Annotated in this window: 17 protein-coding genes; 10 read left to right on the forward strand and 7 right to left on the reverse strand. The window is 65.0% G+C overall.

Features of this window, described 5'->3' with window-relative positions; translation table 11 throughout:
- The first annotated feature begins 103 nt into the window (after positions 1-103).
- Both ABC729_RS11630 and ABC729_RS11635 read left to right on the forward strand, forming a co-directional pair.
- Positions 104-1,516 (forward strand): peptidoglycan DD-metalloendopeptidase family protein, encoded by a 1,413-nt coding sequence (locus tag ABC729_RS11630; RefSeq protein ID WP_495607734.1) that lies wholly within the window; start codon positions 104-106, stop codon positions 1,514-1,516.
- Complete coding sequence (locus ABC729_RS11635) at positions 1,500-2,105, forward strand: bactofilin family protein (protein ID WP_495607735.1); 606 nt, start codon at positions 1,500-1,502, stop codon at positions 2,103-2,105. The genes ABC729_RS11630 and ABC729_RS11635 overlap by 17 nt, the downstream gene beginning before the upstream one ends.
- Positions 2,106-2,200: 95 nt before the next feature.
- On the opposite strand, the gene ABC729_RS11640 is transcribed toward ABC729_RS11635, so the two are convergent.
- Genes ABC729_RS11640 through ABC729_RS11650 form a run of 3 tightly spaced genes read right to left on the reverse strand, consistent with a single transcriptional unit; the run spans position 2,201 to position 4,007 of the window.
- The gene (locus tag ABC729_RS11640; RefSeq protein ID WP_495607736.1) at positions 2,201-2,788 is read right to left on the reverse strand and encodes a periplasmic heavy metal sensor; all 588 of its coding nucleotides are present in this window, start codon (positions 2,786-2,788) and stop codon (positions 2,201-2,203) included.
- On the reverse strand, positions 2,785-3,315 hold the full coding sequence (locus ABC729_RS11645; RefSeq protein WP_495607737.1) for a hypothetical protein: 531 nt from the start codon (positions 3,313-3,315) through the stop codon (positions 2,785-2,787). The genes ABC729_RS11640 and ABC729_RS11645 overlap by 4 nt, the downstream gene beginning before the upstream one ends.
- Positions 3,312-4,007 carry an RNA polymerase sigma factor gene (locus tag ABC729_RS11650; protein WP_495607738.1) on the reverse strand — a complete coding sequence of 232 codons (696 nt, stop codon included), beginning with the start codon at positions 4,005-4,007 and terminating at the stop codon, positions 3,312-3,314. The genes ABC729_RS11645 and ABC729_RS11650 overlap by 4 nt, the downstream gene beginning before the upstream one ends.
- Positions 4,008-4,428: 421 nt before the next feature.
- Here ABC729_RS11650 and ABC729_RS11655 point away from each other — a divergent pair, with 421 nt between their 5' ends.
- Positions 4,429-4,692: a DUF1902 domain-containing protein gene (locus tag ABC729_RS11655; RefSeq protein WP_495607739.1), complete on the forward strand. Its 264-nt coding sequence runs from the start codon at positions 4,429-4,431 to the stop codon at positions 4,690-4,692.
- Positions 4,693-4,885: 193 nt separating this feature from the next.
- On the opposite strand, the gene ABC729_RS11660 is transcribed toward ABC729_RS11655, so the two are convergent.
- A complete protein-coding gene (locus ABC729_RS11660) occupies positions 4,886-5,710 on the reverse strand; it encodes an iron chelate uptake ABC transporter family permease subunit (protein ID WP_495607740.1) in 825 nt (274 codons plus the stop codon).
- Positions 5,664-6,512, reverse strand: a complete 849-nt coding sequence (gene znuC, locus ABC729_RS11665) for a zinc ABC transporter ATP-binding protein ZnuC (protein WP_495607741.1) — start codon at positions 6,510-6,512, stop codon at positions 5,664-5,666. The genes ABC729_RS11660 and znuC overlap by 47 nt, the downstream gene beginning before the upstream one ends.
- A gap of 113 nt (positions 6,513-6,625) precedes the next feature.
- On the opposite strand from znuC, the gene ABC729_RS11670 reads away from it, so the two are divergent.
- Positions 6,626-7,561, forward strand: coding sequence for a zinc ABC transporter substrate-binding protein (locus ABC729_RS11670; protein WP_495607742.1), 936 nt, complete (start codon positions 6,626-6,628; stop codon positions 7,559-7,561).
- Between the two features lie 59 nt (positions 7,562-7,620).
- Positions 7,621-8,418, forward strand: coding sequence for a 4-hydroxy-tetrahydrodipicolinate reductase (gene dapB / locus ABC729_RS11675; protein ID WP_495608672.1), 798 nt, complete (start codon positions 7,621-7,623; stop codon positions 8,416-8,418).
- A gap of 4 nt (positions 8,419-8,422) precedes the next feature.
- On the opposite strand, the gene ABC729_RS11680 is transcribed toward dapB, so the two are convergent.
- Together ABC729_RS11680 and ABC729_RS11685 are read right to left on the reverse strand one after the other, a co-directional pair.
- Positions 8,423-8,785 (reverse strand): winged helix-turn-helix domain-containing protein, encoded by a 363-nt coding sequence (locus tag ABC729_RS11680; RefSeq protein ID WP_495607743.1) that lies wholly within the window; start codon positions 8,783-8,785, stop codon positions 8,423-8,425.
- Positions 8,786-8,866: 81 nt separating this feature from the next.
- Positions 8,867-9,607 (reverse strand): TerC family protein, encoded by a 741-nt coding sequence (locus ABC729_RS11685; RefSeq protein ID WP_495607744.1) that lies wholly within the window; start codon positions 9,605-9,607, stop codon positions 8,867-8,869.
- 208 nt (positions 9,608-9,815) lie between these two features.
- Between ABC729_RS11685 and ABC729_RS11690 the strand changes: the two genes are divergently transcribed.
- The 5 genes from ABC729_RS11690 (at position 9,816) to aac(3) (ending at position 15,188) form a co-directional block, all read left to right on the forward strand.
- The gene (locus ABC729_RS11690; RefSeq protein WP_495607745.1) at positions 9,816-11,393 is read left to right on the forward strand and encodes a peptide ABC transporter substrate-binding protein; all 1,578 of its coding nucleotides are present in this window, start codon (positions 9,816-9,818) and stop codon (positions 11,391-11,393) included.
- A 46-nt stretch (positions 11,394-11,439) separates the two neighbouring features.
- Positions 11,440-13,044 (forward strand): peptide ABC transporter substrate-binding protein, encoded by a 1,605-nt coding sequence (locus ABC729_RS11695; RefSeq protein WP_495607746.1) that lies wholly within the window; start codon positions 11,440-11,442, stop codon positions 13,042-13,044.
- 68 nt (positions 13,045-13,112) lie between these two features.
- Positions 13,113-13,754, forward strand: a complete 642-nt coding sequence (locus tag ABC729_RS11700; RefSeq protein ID WP_495607747.1) for a DsbA family protein — start codon at positions 13,113-13,115, stop codon at positions 13,752-13,754.
- Positions 13,755-13,757: 3 nt separating this feature from the next.
- Positions 13,758-14,369 carry a DsbA family protein gene (locus tag ABC729_RS11705; RefSeq protein ID WP_495607748.1) on the forward strand — a complete coding sequence of 204 codons (612 nt, stop codon included), beginning with the start codon at positions 13,758-13,760 and terminating at the stop codon, positions 14,367-14,369.
- Positions 14,370-14,378: 9 nt separating this feature from the next.
- Positions 14,379-15,188, forward strand: coding sequence for an aminoglycoside 3-N-acetyltransferase (aac(3), locus tag ABC729_RS11710; RefSeq protein ID WP_495607749.1), 810 nt, complete (start codon positions 14,379-14,381; stop codon positions 15,186-15,188).
- Positions 15,189-15,221: the final 33 nt, after the last annotated feature.

Genomic DNA, 15,221 nt, shown 5'->3' on the forward strand with positions numbered 1-15,221 from the left:
AATGTCCGCCAAGTCAAAGCCGAGTCTGCGCCGGGGCAATCCAGCAGGCGGAAGAAACGGCGGCACGGCACTGTGACGGGGGGACGGGTTGCTCGGCTTCTTCATGCGCAGCGAACAGGTCATCATCGTCGATGATGACAAGATCAGGTCGGTGACCATCGGTCCCGGCCAACGGCTGCGCCCTGCCCTTCTGGCCGCTGCTGCCCTGTGCGGCATGCTGGTGGCCAGTGCCGGCTGGATGGCCACCGCCTTCGCCCTGCGTGACAGCCGCGACAGCATCTTCCAGATGGATCAAGGGGCCGCCAATCTGGCGACCCAACTGGCCGACAGCCGGGAACAGCTGTCGCGCGTGGCCGGCGACTTGGACAAAGTCCGGGTGGCGCTGGATACGGCGCTGTCCGAACAGGCGCAGTCGCGCGCCCGAATCGATGCGGCCATGGCCGTCCTGACAGGTGCAGACAAGGATGGGTCGAAGACTCCGCGTCAGGTGCTGGCCGCCGTGCGCAACGAACTGGCCCCGCTGCGGGTGGAGGCCGGGGATGGCAGCAGTTTGCGCGCGGCGCAGGAATCATTGCAGCTGATCACCGATATCAGCCAGGAAGCAGCCTCCCGCCGCGCCCAATCGGCCATTGCCGCCTTGTCTCTGGTGCTGGAGGAAGCGGAAGCTGTGCCTTCATCGCAGCCGACCCTGGCGCTGGCCAGCGAAGGACTGGGCAAGGCATTGGCGGAGGCGCAGTTGGAGGCCCAGCGCGCCCGGCGGGAGGCGGAAACCGCCTGGACCGAACGGAATGAGATGGCGACGGCGCTCGCCACCAGCGAACAGCAGATGACGGAGATTGCCACCGGTCAGGTCGCCCTGCTGAACCGTCTGGCACAGCATGCCGAACTGCGCATCGGTGCTATCGAGGGGGAGTTGAAGAATACCGGCCTGAACCTGGACAAGGTGCTGCGCGCCATGGGCCAGTCATCGCGCGGCGTTGGCGGGCCCCTGATCGGCCTGACCGAACTGCCCAATGGCAGCCTGCCTGCCACCGCGCAGGCCGCGCTGAACCAGCTCGAGTCGCGGTTGGACCGACAGGCGCGGCTGCGCGCGCTGGCCAATTATCTGCCGCTGACCCCGCCCGTGGATAATTTCTACGTCTCCAGCGGTTTCGGCGGGCGGCGCGATCCCTTTACCAACCAATGGGCAGCACATGAAGGGCTGGATCTGGTGGCCAAGGAAGGCTCCCCCGTCACCCTGCCCGCCGCCGGCCGCGTCGTCGATGTCACCTATGACGAAGGCTACGGCCATATGGTGGAGGTGGATCACGGTCTGGGCATCCGCACCCGCTATGCCCACATGAAGAAAATCATGGTTAAGAAGGGCGAAATGCTGGACCCTGGCCGTCAGGTCGGCACGCTGGGCGACAGTGGCCGCAGTTCCGGCCCGCATCTGCACTATGAGGTGCTGGTCGAAGGCAAGCCGGTGGATCCGCTGCGCTTCATGGAAAGGGGTCGGCATGTTTGCGAAGGTTAAGGAACGTATCGACAGCACCGCCAAGGCCACGGCCCGCCCCAGCGGTACGGGGAATGGTGGCGGGTCCGACCGGCCCATGCCCTCTATCGTCAGCCGCGATATGCGGGTCACGGGCAATCTGAATACGCCGGGGGAGGTGCATGTCGAAGGCACCGTCGATGGCGATATCAGCTGCGCCAAGTTGACCATCGGTGCCACGGGCGCCGTGAACGGCCATATTCTAGCAGGCACCGTCCGCGTGCATGGCCGCGTACAGGGGGAGATCAACGCCGAGGAGGTGTTCATCCTGAACGGGTCCAGCGTCCAGGGCGATGTGATCCAGACTCTGCTGGAAATCGCACCGGGTGCCAGTTTCGAGGGTGCCATCCGTCGCCGCCCCGCGCCCGCCGCCACCGCCATGCTGGCCCCGCCGGCAGCCGACGCAGAGTCAGAGGCCGCCGCAGAAGCAGAGCCGCTGCTGCTGGCCACCGAACCGATAGAACCGGAAGCCGAAGCACCCGTGGCAGAGGCCCTGTCCAGCACCAGCGCCGAAGAACCGCCCCAACCCGCCAATAGCGGCGACGATGTAGAAACGAAAAAGGCCGGGTAACCCCGGCCTTTTTCTTCGGCATCCCCTCAAGCACCGGTCGCCCCCCTTGGCCTGACACCGAACAGGCGGCGCAGCGGTCGTGGTTGCGGGCGCTGTTACCTGCCCTCGTCCGGCGGCGGCGGCGGCGGGGCCGCCATCGGGGCGCGGTCGGGGTCCAGCGGAATGCCACCCGGCGGCGGGGGCATGTCTGGTCCGCCATGCATCCGACCGCCATTATGTATCATGCGCGGCGGGCGCATCTCGGCCAGACGACGACGCCCCTCGGGCGACAACTTGCCCAGAACCTCGATGATCCGGTCAGTCTGCACCTTTTCCATGGTCAGACGGTCGGCGGCAGCGCTTTCCAGTTCGGTGCGCAGGGCCGCAGCATCGAAAGGTTCGGCGCGCATCAGATCACGCAGCCGGTCGATGCGCCCCCGAAACGTCTTTGCCTTCTCCACCAGCTTTTCCATGTCGGAACCGAAATGTTCCTTCATGATCTTGGCGTCGGCTTCGGGCAGATCATCGATCATCCGGTGCATGGCAAACAGAGGACCACCCGGCCCGTCCGGCCCCATCATTACGATCTTGTTGCCGGGCGGCGGTTTTGGTCCCAGCCAGCGCGGCACCATGGTGCCCAAGAGGAAAAGGTTAAGGCCGACCGACGCCAGCAGCGCGGTCTGTATCAAACGGTCGCGGTTCATTGGAACAGGCTTTCCAGGGCGGAGGGGGTAAACAGCGCGCTGGGCAGATCACTGGCAGTGGTCGCGGTGGTGACCGCGCCCTCCCCGGCCATGCTGCCGGCGGCGGTGGAGGCGACGGGAGTGAAGGCCCCAACCAGGATTCCGGCGGCGGTACAGGCAGCCAATCCCGCCGCCCGTGGCCAGACCAGACGCCACCCCCCCAGCATATCCCCGACGCGCTGTGCAAAAGGGACGCGGCGCCGGACCAGCCCTGGCACCGGCAGATCGCCCAGGGCACCAGCCACGACGCGGGCCACGCGTTCGTCGCTGATCACCGGCGTATCCAGCCGGTCCAGCATTGCGTCCAGCATGGCCGCCCGATGCTGCTCCGCCCGCGCCTGAACGGAATGGGCTAGCAGCGTCTGTGCGGAGGCGCGCAGATCATCGGGCCATCGCCTGGGCTCGGCCCCATATTGTTCCAGCAGGGCCTGGAAGGCGGCCATCCCCATGACCTCCGTCCCGCCTGCATGCTTGATCGGTTCCCTCATTCTTCATCCTCCCCAACGCCCGTAATCCCCAGGGCGGTGAGCCGGCCCCGAAGGGCGCGGCGGGCACGGGCCAGCAGCGATTCCACCGCCGGCACCGACAGGTCCAGCATCCGCCCGGCCTCGGCGGCACTCATTTCCTCATAATAGCAAAGGGAGACGGCCACCCTTTGCCGTTCTGGCAGCCCGGCCAGGGCCGCCGCGATGGTTTCCGACATCTGCCGCCGCGCGATCAGCGTACCAGCCGCCGGCGTCGGATCGGGCACTTCCGGGGCATCTTCCAACGCCTCGAACCCCTGCTTGCGGCGACGATCGATGCACAGATTGACGACAACCCGGTGCAGCCAGGTGGAAAACCGAGCGGAGCCGCCCGCTTCCCACTGACCAGCCTTGGTCCAGACCTTGACCCAGGCCTCCTGCACCACCTCGTCCGCTTCCGCCGCATTGTTCAGAACGCGTTGCGCCACGGACAGGGCGCGGGCGGTATGGCGTGTGGCCAGCACCGTGAACGCCCCCCTGTCCCCGCCGGCGATTCGCGCCAGCAGGGTGTCATCATCCACCACGGGTTCCGCAAGAGCCATACCGGTCACGGTCACCTGCGTATCCTTATGTCGATCCCGTCCGGCCATGCCGGACCCCCGGGCATCACGCCCCGGCAGGTCCAGCGGTGACGGAAGCCGCTTCGTCGCCAGCATGCCCCTTCCACGGGGCGAGGCGCAAATCCCTGTCGCGGGGCTGCACGGGACAGGCGCCGCCCTGTCGAAATTTTTTTGAGAGGTGACGACAGGAAGCGTTTGCGTGTTGCGTAAAAGCAATATCGCAGGCCGGTGCCCCATCCCACCCCAAAGCACTGGCACCGCCGACGGCCCCGGACGCCCCATCCACCGTCGGCACCGCGATAGCTGGGAAGCCCGCCCCCGGCCTTCTGGTCCCGCCAGCCCGCCCCTTCAACGGCGGCACCGGGGGCCGGGGCGGCATCCCGAACCGATGTTTAGTTCCTCTCTCCAGAGTGCCTGCCCCCGTCGCCCCTGCCTGGGCGGCGGGGGTTTCTTTTTGTGGATTGAAGCTGGACCTGAAAAGCCCCATTCTTTCTTTATCCACGGTGCAAGCGCGGCCATGAAGAGGCATCAGGTGCAGCAGGCGTTCAACGTCACCATCGAATGGGATGCAGAAGCGTCCGTCTGGTATGTCGATGACAGCGACGTACCAGGGCTGGTGGCCGAAGCCTCAACGATTGAGGCGATGCGGGACAAGCTTTCTGTTCTGGTACCGGAGCTTGTGGCACTGAACCGGCACAAGATCGACTATGTGCCGGGAGATGACCTTCCTGTTCGTATCCAGGCCAAGCGGTTGGAACATTTCCGCAGCGCGGTCGTATGACCGACTTTTCGCCCCTGCTGAAGAAAATGTTGAAGCAGGCGGGATGTCACAAAGTCCGCAGCGGCAGAGGCGATCACGAAATCTGGTATAGCCCACTGTCCGACACGAACTTCCCCGTGGATAGCGATATATGATCAAAGCATACGGCCAACGGCGTCCTTCGGCAGGCCGGCCTGCCGAAGGCTTTCTGATTTCACCCCCGCGCCGGCACGGCTTGGGCGGCCAGGAACAGGGCGGCGGCGGCGGCCACGATGGCGGGGCCGGTCGGCACATCGACTTGAAGTGAGGCACCCAATCCCGCCACGACCGCCCCCACCCCGATCAGGGCCGACAGCACAGCCATCGCCTCCGGCCCCTTGGCAAAGCGGCGGGCGGCGGCGGCGGGGATGATCAGCAGGGCGGTGACCAGCAGGATACCCACGATCTTCATGGCCAGCGCGATGATGATGGCGATCATCAAGGTGAATCCCAAGCGCACGCGCCGCACCGGCACCCCTTCGACCCGCGCCAGATCCTCATCCACCGTCAGGGCCAGCAGGGGCCGCCAGATCCAGGCCAGCAGCGCCAGGACCAGCGCCCCGCCACCCCAGATGGCATAAAGATCGCCATCGCCCACAGCCAATATGTCGCCGAACAGATAGGACAGCAGGTCCACCCGTACCGAGCCCAGCACCGCCAGCGCAATCATGCCCAGGCTGAGCGTGGAATGCGAGATGATGCCCAACAGGGTGTCGCTGCCCAGCCGCCTCTGTTCCTGCAACAGGGTCAGGGCCAGGGCGATGGCCAGACAGACCAGAACGATGCCTGTCTGCGTGCCGATCCCCGTCAGAAAGCCCAGGGCCACGCCCAGCAGGGCCGAATGCGACAGCGTATCCCCGAAATAGGCCATGCGCCGCCAGACAATGACGCAGCCCAGCGGCCCCGTGACCAGCGCCAGCCCGATCCCGGCCAGCAAGCCGCGCAACAGGAAATCATCCATGGCGGTGCCCCCCGTGATCATGGCCGTGATGATGATCATGACCGCAGCCATGATGGTCGCTATGGGCCGTATGCTCCTGCCCTGCCGGCACCACACAGCCATCATCGGCATGGGAATGGTCATGACTGTGATGATAGATGGCCAGTGCATCGGCATGGCGACCGAACAGGGCCACATATTCGGGGTGCCGCGACACATCCTCCGGCTTACCATGGCAGCAGACATGCCGGTTCAGGCAAATCACCGTATCGGTACGCGCCATCACCAGATGCAGGTCGTGGCTGACCAGCAGTACGCCACAACCGCGCCGGTTGCGGATTGAACCGATCAGTTCGAACAGTTCGATCTGCCCATGCACATCCACCGCCTGCACCGGTTCATCCAGGACCAGCAGGTCGGGCTTGCGCAGCAGGGCGCGGGCCAGCAGCACACGCTGCAACTCCCCACCCGACAGGGTTTGGATGGCACGGTCGATGGCGTGTTCGGCCCCCACCTCTGCCAGCACGCCCACCATCTCCGCCCGCGTGGACCGTGACCACAGCGACAGAAAGCGCGCCACCGGCATGGGCAGCGTGACATCGACGGCAAGGCGCTGCGGCATGTAACCGATATTGAGGCCCGGTGCCCGCGTAACCGCCCCCTTGTCCGGCTTCACCAACCCCAGGCATAGTTTCACCAGACTGGTCTTGCCGGCTCCGTTCGGCCCGATCAGGGTGACGATCTCACCAGCACCAACGGACAGGGAGACATTGTCCAGAACCGCGCGGTCGCCGCGCGTCAGGCTGATATTCCGGGCTTCCAGTAACGGGGGGGCTGTCAAAGGGCGGCTCCTTTGGCGCATGGTGGCTGGGCTGCCCTGCGCATCCCGCAGGGTTTACGCCATGGCCGCCGCCTTGACAAACGTTACAATATAACACACTTCCAGGTCAGTCCTTTGGTTCCGGGTCCTTGTTGATGTTCCGCCGCTTGTCCCTCTCCGCCCTGCTGGCCGGCCTCTTCGTCCTGCCGGCCCTGGCCGCCCCGCCGCCACCCGATGTGGTGGTGACGGTGAAGCCGTTGCATTCGCTGGTATCCGGCGTGATGCAGGGGGTGGGGGAGCCCTATCTGCTGGTGCGTGGGGCCGCCAATCCGCACGCCTTCGCCCTGCGCCCGTCGGACGCCAAGGCCCTGGCAGATGCGGAACTTGTGGTCTGGGCCGGATCGCCGGTCGAAACTTTCATGGACAAGCCGCTGTCCACCCTGGCCCGCAATGCCCAGGTCCTGACCCTGGTCAAGGAACCATCCATCCGCCTGCTGCCCGTGCGCAAGGGCGGAGCGTGGGAGGCGCATGACCATGACCACACGCATGAGGACCGGCCCGACGCCGACCTGGGCAGTGATGGTCATGTCTGGCTGGACCCGCTGAACGCCAAGGCCATCACCGATCTGATCGCCGCCCGCCTGTCGGCGCTGGACCCCGCCCGCGCCGCCACCTATCAGGCCAATGCCACGCGTCAGAAGCAGGCCCTGGAGGCGCTGGACGCCGATATGCGGGCGGCCCTGGTGCCGCTGAAGGACCGACCCTTCATCGTCTTCCATGATGCCTATCATTATCTGGAGGACCGGTACGGCCTGAACGCCGCCGGTGCCATCACCGTCTCGCCGGATCAGCCGCCGGGGGCCGCGCGCCTGTCGGCCCTGCGCGAACGCATCAATCAGGCGGGCGCCGTCTGCATCTTCGCCGAACCGCAGTTCGAGCCGGCCCTGGTCCGCACCCTGGCGCAGGGGACCAAGGCGCGCACCGGTGTTCTGGACCCGGAAGGGGCCAACATCCCCGACGGGCCGGCGCTTTATGGGCAATTGATGCGCTTCAACCTGCGCTCACTGGTGGATTGCCTTTCCGGGGGCTGATCATGGACGCCGGGCATGCTATCCGTTCTGCCGATTGGTTTGAGCAGCAGGGGATAGCGATGCGTATCGGGATCGTGGGCGGCAGCGGCCGCATGGGTCAGATGCTGATCCGTGAGGTTCTGGGAAACAAGGCCGCCACCCTGTCGGGTGCCACCGAACGCCCCGGCTCCGCCGCCATCGGTCGTGACCTGGGCACCCTGATCGGGGCCGACCCGGTCGGCGTTGCCATCACCGATGATCCCGCCGCCCTGTTCGCCAGCAGCGACGCTGTCATCGATTTTACGGCCCCCGCCGCCACCGTTTCCCATGCAGCACTCGCCGCACAGCATGGAACCGCCCTGATTGTGGGCACCACCGGCCTGTCGCCCGATGACCATGCCAAGCTGGCAGAGGCCGCAACCAACGCTCCCCTGGTGGTGGCGGCCAATTTCAGCTTAGGCGTTACCCTGCTGGCCGGGCTTGTGCGCAAGGTGGCGGCCACACTGGGCGATGATTGGGATATCGAGATCGTGGAGATGCATCACCGGCACAAGGTGGATGCACCCAGCGGCACCGCCCTGGCACTTGGTCACGCCGCCGCATCCGGGCGCGGGGTCAATCTGGCCGATGTGAAGGACGCCGTCCGCGACGGGCATACGGGTGCCCGTACTGCCGGTGATATCGGTTTCGCCACCCTGCGCGGCGGCGACGTGGTGGGCGACCATACCGTGATCTTCGCCACGGAGGCGGAACGGCTGGAACTGTCGCACAAGGCCGGCAGCCGCGCCATCTTCGCCCGTGGTGCCGTCCGCGCCGCCCTCTGGGCCGCTGGCAAAGCACCGGGGGTTTATTCCATGGACGATGTGCTGGGGCTGTAAAGCGTCACTCCGCTTCGGCGGCCTTAGCGTTCGGGTCCAGCATCTCCTCCATCCGCGCCAGGGCTGCCGCGTTGGCCGTCCTGCTTTCCGCCTCGACCTGCCGGTAGAGCGCCACCAGTTCACGGCCCCAATCGGTCAGCGCGGTGCCCCCGCCGCCGCTGCCGCCCGTCTGACCTGTGACGGCGGGCTGGGTAAAGGCGCGGTTGATCTGATCCATCAGCAGCCAGGCCCGGCGGTAGGACATGCCCAGGGACCGGCCCGCCGCCGCGATGGAGCCTGTATCCGCGATGGCTTCCAGCAGCCGGATCTTGCCGGGGCCGATCTGGCTGCCATTGGCGAAATCCAGGCGCAGGGTCAGGCGGGTCATGGGCGCATCCGGTCGGTGGAAAAGCAAAGGGGCGGCTGTTCCCAGCCGCCCCCAACACTTGTGCCGCAAGGGCGGGTTTCGTCAATGCCCGCCGCTGGCCCCCGCCTTGGCCTTGCGGCGCTTGGCGGCGATCAGGTTCAGGCTTTCCACACCCACCGAGAAGGCAATGGCGAAGTAGAGATAGGCCTTCGGGATATGGAAATGCAGCCCGTCGGCGATCAGCGCCACACCCACCAGGATCAGGAAGGCCAGCGCCAGCATCTTCACCGTCGGGTGGTCCTGCACGAACTTCGAGGTCGGGCCGGCGGCAAACAGCATCACGGCGACGGCGATGATGACGGCGGTGACCATCACCGGCAGGTCATTGGCCATGCCCACGGCCGTGATGACGCTGTCCAGCGAGAAGACGATATCCAGCACCATGATCTGCGCGATGACGCCGCCAAAGGTGGCCGCGACACGGGACGTCCCCTCATCCTCGTGCTGGCCTTCCATGGTATGGTGGATTTCCTGTGTACCTTTCCACAACAGGAACAAGCCGCCACCCAGCAGGATCAGATCGCGGGCCGAAATGGCCAGATCGAAGATCGTGAACAAGGGCTCGGTCAGCGACACGATCCAGGCGATGGAGGCCAGAAGCCCCAGTCGCATGAACAGCGCCAGCGCCAGACCCACCTGCCGTGCCTTGGCGCGCTGCGCCTCCGGCAGCCGGTTGGCCATGATCGAAATGAAGATGATGTTGTCGATGCCCAGCACAATCTCCAGCGCCGTCAGGGTCGCCAGACTGGCCCAGGCATTCGGGTCATAGATCCACTCAAACATTGTTTCCACCTGCCCCCAGGAAATGATTTGTTAAGGATAGCACCATAGTGGGGCCATTTGCCGCCGCGCAAGTTACGCCTTTCCGCAATGGCGGACGTAACGCCCGGCGGGATGGCGGGTCGGCAGGTCCAATCACTGGACCTTGCGACCGGGCGGCATAGGGCATAGCGTGGCGACCAATCCATGCATCTGAGGGAAAACCAAGCCCATGCGCCGTCTGGCCCGTTCGCTCCTGCTCTCCTCCCTGGTCCTGCTGCCCCTGGTCGCCCCGGTCAACGCCCTGGCGGAAACGGTGTTCCGGCGGGGCATCGGGTCTGCCCCTGGCACCATCGATCCGGGCAAGGCCGATCTGCACCCCGAATCCATTGTCATCTATGATCTGTATGAAGGGCTGCTGACCCCAGGGCCGGAGGGCAAGCCCATCGCCGGGGCCGCCGCCAGCTGGGAGGTCAGTCCCGATGGCAAGACCTACACGTTCAATCTGCGCCCCGATGGCCGCTGGTCAGACGGGTCCAAGGTAACGGCCAAGGATTTCGTCTATGCCTGGCGCCGGCTGGCCAGCCCGCAGCAGGCATCGCCCTATGCCTACTATGTCTGGCCCATCGTGAACGGCAAGGAAGTGACAGCCGGAACCAAGCCGCCGACCGAACTGGGCGTGGAGGCGGTGGGTGAGCTGATGTTCCGCGTCAAGCTGGCCGAACCCGCCGCCTATTTCCTGGGGCAGATCGCGCATCAGTCCATGTCGCCCGTGAAGGAGGGCGTGCCCGCCGGGCAAGTGGTGGGCAACGGTGCCTACAAGCTGGCCGAAATGGTGCCGCAGACGCATCTGAAGCTGGTGAAGAACCCCTATTTCCGGGACGCGGCCAACGTGAAGATCGACACCGTCATGCATATCGTGACGGAGAATGTGGATACGGAGCTGAAGCGGTACCGCGCCGGCGAGCTGGACGTGACCTATACCCTGCCTGTGACGGCGGTGGACTGGGCGCGCAAGGAGGCCGCAGCCGATTACATGCCCACCCCCACCTATTCCACCTTCTTCCTGGCCCTGAACCTGACGCATGAGCCGTGGAAGTCGGCGCCCAAGCTGCGTCAGGCCCTGTCCATGGCAGTCGATCGTGAGATCATCGTGGACAAGGTGCTGAATGGCGACCTGCGCCCGGCCTATAGCTTCACGCCGCCAGGCAAGGTGGCGGGGTATGAGCCGCCGCGCCCCATCTGGGCAACCCTGCCGCAGAAGGAACGTGACGAACAGGCGAAGAAGCTGCTGGCCGAGGCGGGATACGGGCCGGGCGGCAAGCCCTTGCCGCCCGTCGAAATCCTGCTGACCCAGAATGAGAACAACAAGCGCGTGATGGTCGCCGTCGCCGCCATGTGGAAGCAGAAGCTGGGCGTGGAAACCGTGATGAATAATCAGGAATTCCGCGTCGTTTCCTCCATCGGCAATCAGAAGACCTACAAGGACGCGCTCTATTACGGCTGGATTGGCGATTTCCCGGACCCGATCAATTTCCTGAAACTGCTGCGCAGCGACGTGGCCCAGCAGAACTACCCCGCCTATATGAACAAAATTTATGACGCGCTGCTGGACAAGGCCAATGCCAGCCTGGACCCAGCGGAGCGCGTCGCCCTGCTGGCGCAGGCGGAAGCGCTGTATCTGGCGGATACGCCCTTGATCCCCATCCTGCACAATACCCGCCGCCGTCTGGTCAACCCACGCGTCATCGGTTGGGCCAAGGCACCGCTGGATCAGAACCCGACCCGGTTCCTGGCCATCAAGGGCTGATCCCTTCGCCTGCCGCCATCATGTCTTCCCTGCTGGACCGTTCTCCATGAAAAGCTTCCGCTTTCTGCCGCTGCTGGCCCTGGCCGCCCTGGCACCCCTGACGCTGTCCCCCGCCGCCCAGGCCGAAATGGTCTATCGCCGGGGCACCGGGGCCACGCCGGACACGCTGGACCCCACCAAGTCGGAGCTGCAGCCCGCCGCCCGCATCATCTATGACCTGTTCGAAGGCCTGTACACGCTGGACGCCAAGGGCCATGGACGCCGAGGCGTCGCGGAAAGCGAAAGCATCAGCGCCGATGGCCGCGTCTATACCTTTACCTTGCGCGCCGATGCCAAATGGTCGGACGGCACGGCGGTGACGGCGGCGGATTTCGTCTATTCCTGGCGGCGACTGGCCAATCCCAAGAATGCCTCCCCCTACGCCTATTTCGTCTGGCCCCTGGTCAATGGTCAGGCCGTGACGCTGGGCAAGATGCCTGCCGACAAGCTGGGCGTTGAGGCGGTCGATGCCCGTACCCTGAAGGTCACGCTGGAACGACCCACCGGTTACTTCCTGGCTTCGCTTCAGCATCTGGCGATGGCACCGGTACAGAAGGCCAATATCGACAGGTTCGGGGAGAATTTCACCAGCCCTGGCAACCTTGTTTCCAACGGTGCTTACAGGCTGGTCGAATATCTGCCGCAGTCGCATATCAAGACGGTGAAGAACCCCTTCTATTACGACGCGGCCAAGGTGAAGATCGACACGGTCTATTCCTACCCGATCGACAATCAGGATACGGAATTCAAGAAATTCCGGGCCGGTGAACTGCTGGCCACCGACACGCTGCCCAACCCGCAGGTCAATTTCGCCAAGGAAAGCATGCCGGACGCGTTCCGGGCAGGGCAGACCTATTCTACCTACTACCTGTCCTTCAATCTGAAGAACGAGCCGTGGAAATCCAATCCGAAGCTGCGCGCCGCCCTGAACCTGGCCGTGGACCGGGAGGTTCTGGCGGAGAAGGTGGTGGGGGGCGGCGAAAAGCCGGCCTATACCTTCACCCCGCCCGGCAATGTTGGCGGGTATGAACCGCAGCGCCCGGACTGGGCCGCCCAGACCCAGGCACAGCGCGACGAGATGGCGAAGAAGCTGTTCGCCGAAGCCGGGTATGGGCCGGGGGGCAAGGAACTGCCCGAGATCGAGATCCTGCATTACACCAACGATAATGCCCGCAAGGTGGTCGTGGCCGTAGCCGCCATGTGGCGGCAGAAGCTGGGCGTGAAGACCCGACTGAACAATCAGGAGTTCCGGGTGGTTGCCAATATCGGCAACCAGAAGAGCTATTCCGACATCCTGTATTATGCCTGGATCGGCGACTATCCCGACGCCAATTCCTTCCTGCAATTGCTGCGCAGCGACGTGGATCAGCAGAACCTGCCGGGATACAAGGACCCGGCCTATGACAAGCTGTTGGACGAAGCCAATGCCAGCACCGATCCGGCCAAGCGCATCGCCCTGTTGAAGCAGGCGGAAACGCTGGCGCTGGCGTCCAACAGCATCGTGACGCTGACCCACAATACCCGCCGCCGGCTGGTCGACCCGCGCATCAAGGGCTGGACCCCCAACCCGCTGGATTTCAACCTGTCGCAATATCTGGAGGTGGCACCGTGAGCGCCTTGCCGCCGCCATCATCATCCCCTATCGTCGGCGCAAATATTCCCCTGGTGGAGATCACATCCGTGAGCGGTTCTGACTTTTCCCGTCGCCAACTCCTGGCCGCCGGTGCCGCCCTGTCCCTGGCCCCCGCCCTGCCCGCACTGGGTCAGGCCGCCCCCGTCATCGATGTGAAGGCCGCGACCGCGGACATCGTCTATGGCAACCCGAACGCCAAGGTGACGGTGGTCGAATATGCCTCGCTCGCCTGCTCGCACTGCGCGCAGTTCGAGAAGGAGATGTTCCCGACCTTCAAGAAGGAATTCATCGACACGGGCGAAGTGAAGCTGATCTTCCGGGACTACCCGCTGAACGGTCCGGGCCTGCGCGCCCATATGCTGATGCGCTGTGCCGGCGGCACCAAGACGCAGGCGCTGAAATCCGCCATTTTCAACAGCCAGGCTACCTGGCTGAACCAGAACTTCCTGGCCAACCTCGCCAATATCAGCAAGCTGGCCGGCGTGTCGCAGGCGCAGTTCGATGCCTGCATGGCGACCAAGCCGCTGGAAGATTTCATCATCAAGAGCCAGTATACGGCCCAGCAGGAACATCAGGTCAATTCCACGCCGACCTTCATCGTGAATGGCGAATATGTGATTACCGGTGCCTATCTGGACCAGCTGACCGATGCTGTGGTGAAGGCTGGTGCCAAGCGTAAGGCGTCCTAAGCCATGTGGGGGCGGCGCTTCCTGATCCTGGCCGGGCTGATATCACTGTCGCTGCCGGCCCTGGGTCAGGGGGCGGCGACTACCCCCACCTTCGCCGACATCACCTATGGCAGTGAGAAGGCCCCCATCATTGTGGTGGAATATGCCTCCCTCTCCTGCCCGCACTGCGCCCATTTCCACAGCACCATCCTGCCAAAGCTGAAGGCACGCTTCATCGATAACGCGCAGGTACGGCTGGTGGTGAAGGACATCCCCAACAATGCTCCCGGCCTGCGCGCGGCACAGCTTGCCCGCTGCCTTGGCGATGACAAGCATGCCAAGCTGGCCGATATCTTGTTCAAGACACAGGCACAGTGGCTGAACAATGACTTCATGAACGGCCTCGCCCGCATGGGTGCCCTGGCCGGCGTCGGCCCGGCGCAGTTCCAGGCCTGTATGGCCAATAAGCAGGTGGAAGACTTCATGATCCGCCGCCAGCAGGAGGCGGGCCAGCGCCATCAGGTGATGGGCACCCCCACCTTCATCATCAATGACGGGGCCGCGCGGGTGGAAGAAGCCAGCGAGGCGAAGCTGTTCGCCGCACTGGAGAAGCTGGGCGCCAAACCCGCACCCTGACGCCAGCCGATGACCGACCCACTGCCCCTGTCCCCCGACGCCATCGCCGCCGATCTTGCCCGGTTGGGAATCGCGGCGGGCGATCTGGTTATGGTGCATACCGCCTGCCGCGCGGTGGGGCCTGTCATGGGTGGGCCGGATGGGATCATCGCGGGCCTGCGCCGCGCGGTGGGGCTGGGCGGCACCGTCATGGCCTACCTGGATTGGGAAGCGCCGTGGGAGGATTTTGTCGATGCGGATGGCCGGGTGCCCGATATCTGGCGTCCGCATGTCGTGCCCTTCGATCCTACCCGCACCCGTGCCGCCCGCGACAATGGCGCACTGCCGGAGTTCCTGCGCACCACGCCCGGCGCCCTCCGCAGCCTGAACCCCGGTGCCTCCGTCGCGGCCCTCGGGCCGCTGGCCGGGGAACTGACCCGCGACCACCCGCTGAATTACGGTTACGGCCCCGGCACGCCACTGTCCCGGCTGGTGGAACGGGGTGGCAGGGTGCTGATGCTGGGCGCACCGTGGGACACGATGACCCTGCTGCACCATGCCGAACATCTGGCCCGCCTTCCGGACAAGCGCACCATCCGGCGGGAGGTACCGTTCGCCCGCCCCGACGGCGGCATCGATTGGCGCTGGATGGAGGAGTTTGACACCTGTGATCCGGTGTGTGAGCGACTGTCGGAGAATTTCATTGAGCAGATCGTGGCCGAATATCTTGCCACCGGTGCCGGGCGGCAGGGTATGGTGGGGGCGGCACTGTCAATCCTGGTCGATGCGGCGGATATTCTGCCCTTTGCCATCAAATGGCTTGAACGCACCGCCGCTTAGGCCTACCCATCGCGCCCTTCCCCGCTACCGACC

The organism is Niveispirillum sp. CC-CTL257 (genome assembly GCF_059489915.1).

What these genes read in the sequence shown, in the direction of transcription:
- ABC729_RS11630 (WP_495607734.1), top strand. Translation starts at nt 104, where the DNA reads ATGCGCAGCGAACAGGTCATCATCGTCGATGATGACAAGATCAGGTCG.
- ABC729_RS11635 (WP_495607735.1), top strand. Translation starts at nt 1,500, where the DNA reads ATGTTTGCGAAGGTTAAGGAACGTATCGACAGCACCGCCAAGGCCACG.
- ABC729_RS11640 (WP_495607736.1), bottom strand. Translation starts at nt 2,788, where the DNA reads ATGAACCGCGACCGTTTGATACAGACCGCGCTGCTGGCGTCGGTCGGC.
- ABC729_RS11645 (WP_495607737.1), bottom strand. Translation starts at nt 3,315, where the DNA reads ATGAGGGAACCGATCAAGCATGCAGGCGGGACGGAGGTCATGGGGATG.
- ABC729_RS11650 (WP_495607738.1), bottom strand. Translation starts at nt 4,007, where the DNA reads ATGCTGGCGACGAAGCGGCTTCCGTCACCGCTGGACCTGCCGGGGCGT.
- ABC729_RS11655 (WP_495607739.1), top strand. Translation starts at nt 4,429, where the DNA reads ATGAAGAGGCATCAGGTGCAGCAGGCGTTCAACGTCACCATCGAATGG.
- ABC729_RS11660 (WP_495607740.1), bottom strand. Translation starts at nt 5,710, where the DNA reads ATGATCATCATCACGGCCATGATCACGGGGGGCACCGCCATGGATGAT.
- znuC (WP_495607741.1), bottom strand. Translation starts at nt 6,512, where the DNA reads ATGCGCCAAAGGAGCCGCCCTTTGACAGCCCCCCCGTTACTGGAAGCC.
- ABC729_RS11670 (WP_495607742.1), top strand. Translation starts at nt 6,626, where the DNA reads ATGTTCCGCCGCTTGTCCCTCTCCGCCCTGCTGGCCGGCCTCTTCGTC.
- dapB (WP_495608672.1), top strand. Translation starts at nt 7,621, where the DNA reads ATGCGTATCGGGATCGTGGGCGGCAGCGGCCGCATGGGTCAGATGCTG.
- ABC729_RS11680 (WP_495607743.1), bottom strand. Translation starts at nt 8,785, where the DNA reads ATGACCCGCCTGACCCTGCGCCTGGATTTCGCCAATGGCAGCCAGATC.
- ABC729_RS11685 (WP_495607744.1), bottom strand. Translation starts at nt 9,607, where the DNA reads ATGTTTGAGTGGATCTATGACCCGAATGCCTGGGCCAGTCTGGCGACC.
- ABC729_RS11690 (WP_495607745.1), top strand. Translation starts at nt 9,816, where the DNA reads ATGCGCCGTCTGGCCCGTTCGCTCCTGCTCTCCTCCCTGGTCCTGCTG.
- ABC729_RS11695 (WP_495607746.1), top strand. Translation starts at nt 11,440, where the DNA reads ATGAAAAGCTTCCGCTTTCTGCCGCTGCTGGCCCTGGCCGCCCTGGCA.
- ABC729_RS11705 (WP_495607748.1), top strand. Translation starts at nt 13,758, where the DNA reads ATGTGGGGGCGGCGCTTCCTGATCCTGGCCGGGCTGATATCACTGTCG.